The organism is Actinoallomurus acaciae (assembly GCF_042429965.1).
Taxonomy (GTDB): domain Bacteria; phylum Actinomycetota; class Actinomycetes; order Streptosporangiales; family Streptosporangiaceae; genus Actinoallomurus; species Actinoallomurus acaciae.
This window is the reverse complement of sequence record NZ_JBHLZP010000913.1, coordinates 1-1,910: the sequence shown is the minus strand read 5'-3', so window position 1 is coordinate 1,910 and position 1,910 is coordinate 1. Positions and strand designations below refer to the sequence as shown.

Here is a 1,910-nt window from a genome sequence, read left to right as displayed (position 1 = left end):
AATGACGATCGTCACCGGGGTGGACACCGGCCCCATCGAGGCCTACTGCGCGAGGCGACGATGCCGGGCCTGGCCGACGCCTCGCGCACCCGCCGATCTCTGATCACCGCAGCCCGGGCCGTACGCGAGGCGGCGCCGGCGAGCTCCGGCCCGGTGTTCACCACGCTCACCGGCGGCATGGGCGCGCTGGCGCAGGCCCTCGCGAGCCGGCTCACCGACCTGGACGTGACCCTGCGCACGGAGACGATGGTGCGCGAGCTGCGTCGCACGCCGGAGGGCTGGCGGCTCATCGTCGGCCCGGCACGTGCGCCGGAGCCGGTCGAGGCCGACGCGGTCATCCTCGCGGTGCCGGCGCGCGCGGCCCGGCGTCTCCTGCGGGAGGAGGTGCCCGCGGCATCGGCCGAGCTGGACCGGATCGAGTACGCCAGCATGGCGATCGTCACGCTGGCCTACTCCGCCACGGCGTTCCCCCGGCCACTGGGCCGGAGCGGCTACCTCGTCCCCGCGGTGGAGTCCGAGGGCGTCAAGGCGGTCACGTTCAGCACGACCAAGTGGCCGTACCTCCTCGACGACGCGCCCGGCATGGTGGCGGTCCGCTGCTCGATCGGCCGGTTCGGCGAGGAGCAGATCCTTCAGCGCCCCGACGGGGAGCTGAAGGCGCTGGCCATGACCGAGCTGGCCCGCACGACCGGGGTGATCGAACTCCCCGTCGACAGCCGCGTCACCCGCTGGGGCGGCGCGCTCCCGCAGTACTCCGTCGGTCACCTCGGCCGGGTCGCGCGGATCCGCGCCGCCGTCGCGGGCGTGCCCGGCCTCGCGGTCTGCGGCGCGGCGTACGACGGGGTGGGAATCCCGGCGTGCATCGGGTCGGCCCGCGCGGCGGTGGCCCGGGTGACGGGGGACCTGAAGGGTCGGGGAGAATCGGAGACGACCGGGCAACGCCGGCCGGTGCCGGAGCAGAAGGGGAACTGACCGTGAGTGGCGACAAGCCGAAGGCACGCGACCTCAACCAGGTGATCCGCTACACGATGTGGTCGGTCTTCCGGGTGCGGAACCTCGCCGACGCGGATCGCGACGCCGTCGCCCGTGAGGTCGAGGATCTGCTCGAACAGGCCGCGGCCAAGGACGTCACGACCCGTGGCGTGTACGACGTGGCGGGCCTGCGGGCCGACGCCGACTACATGTTCTGGTGGCACGCGTCCTCCTCCGACGACCTCCAGGAGATCTACAACCGGTTCCGCCGTACGACGCTGGGCCGGGCGTCGGAGCCGGTGTGGTCGGTGATGGCGCTGCACCGCCCGGCGGAGTTCAACAAGAGCCACGTCCCGGCGTTCCTCGCCGAGGAACAGGCCCGCGCGTACGTCTGCGTGTACCCGTTCGTCCGCTCCTACGAGTGGTACCTCCTGCCGGACGGCGAGCGGCGGGCGCTGCTCGCCGAGCACGGCAAGATGGCGCGGGAGTACCCCGACGTGCGGGCCAACACGGTGTCCTCGTTCGCCCTGGGCGACTACGAGTGGATCCTCGCCTTCGAGGGCGACGAGCTGTACCGCATCGTCGACCTGATGCGTCATCTGCGGGGCTCGGAGACCCGGCGGCACGTCCGCGAGGAGACGCCGTTCTACACCGGTTCCCGCAAGCCGGTCGCCGAGCTCGTCGCCGCCCTTCCCTGAGAGACAGAGCCTTGTTCCACCGGTAAAGACTTGGCCATCGGCGTCGCCCGCGCACCCGCCGGTGCACGAGGATCCGTGACGCGGCGACCGCCGCGGGCCCGGGGAGCCGGAGGAACAACGTGAGCGGAGCACGGCGTATGAAGGGGCGGCACACGCGGGCCGTCGCGGGCATGCCGAGCGCGGTGAGCGCCGTACGCGCGGCCCTGTCGCCGCGGCGCGCGCAGGTCGCCGTGGCCGGGG

At 73.1% G+C, this 1,910-nt stretch carries 2 protein-coding genes; both read left to right on the top strand.

The genetic code is table 11. The annotated features are described in order from the left end of the window. The coding region (gene hemG / locus ACFFNX_RS48825) for a protoporphyrinogen oxidase (RefSeq protein WP_378213287.1) at positions 1 to 972 on the top strand (972 nt) is incomplete at its 5' end. Between the two features lie 56 nt (positions 973 to 1,028). Then, positions 1,029 to 1,670, top strand: a complete 642-nt coding sequence (gene hemQ / locus ACFFNX_RS48820; RefSeq protein ID WP_378213288.1) for a hydrogen peroxide-dependent heme synthase — start codon at positions 1,029 to 1,031, stop codon at positions 1,668 to 1,670. Positions 1,671 to 1,910 lie beyond the last annotated feature (240 nt).